The 577-nt window shown below is 47.1% G+C and carries 1 protein-coding gene; it reads left to right on the forward strand.

The genetic code is table 11. The features are described from left to right. On the forward strand, nt 1-492 hold a 492-nt coding region (locus tag QVO51_RS07330), incomplete at its 5' end, for a recombinase zinc beta ribbon domain-containing protein (protein WP_288167986.1). Between the last annotated feature and the right edge of the window lie 85 nt (nt 493-577).

The raw sequence follows: 577 nt of genomic DNA on the forward strand, positions 1-577 counted from the left end.
GAAGAAACACATGAACCGATTATCAACAAGGAGACCTTCCTCGCCGTACAGGAGCTTCTGAAAGAAAATCAGCGATTTACTCCTGCCTCCCCCACGACAAACACATATCCGCTGACAGGAATGATACACTGTGACTGCTGCGGAAAATACTACCGCAGAAAGGTGCAGAAATACCGAGTGACTTGGATCTGCTGGACTTACAACGCGCGGGGCAAAAAATTCTGTCCGGAGTCCAAGCAGATACCGGAAGATATTCTGTATGACAAGGTTTGTGAGGTCTTGCAGCTTGATGAATTTGACAACGAGGTATTCCAGTCTGAGATTGAGAACATTCTCGTGTCGAAACCAAATGTGTTGACTTTTCTTTTCAAAGACGGGCATGAGCAGACGGTTCGCTGGCTTGACCACTCACGCACAGAAGCGTGGACACCTGAAATGCGGAAAAAAGCCGCTGAGCACAGCAAGAAAAGAGGTAAGAAATGTCAAGAGTAACAATTATTCCGGCAAAACTTGATAGGGCTACATTCATGCCGCTGGATAAGCCCAAAAAGCGCAGAGTAGCCGGATATGCACGAGT

The organism is Ruminococcus sp. CAG:379 (assembly GCF_000434255.1).
GTDB lineage: Bacteria > Bacillota > Clostridia > Oscillospirales > Ruminococcaceae > Ruminococcus_F > Ruminococcus_F champanellensis.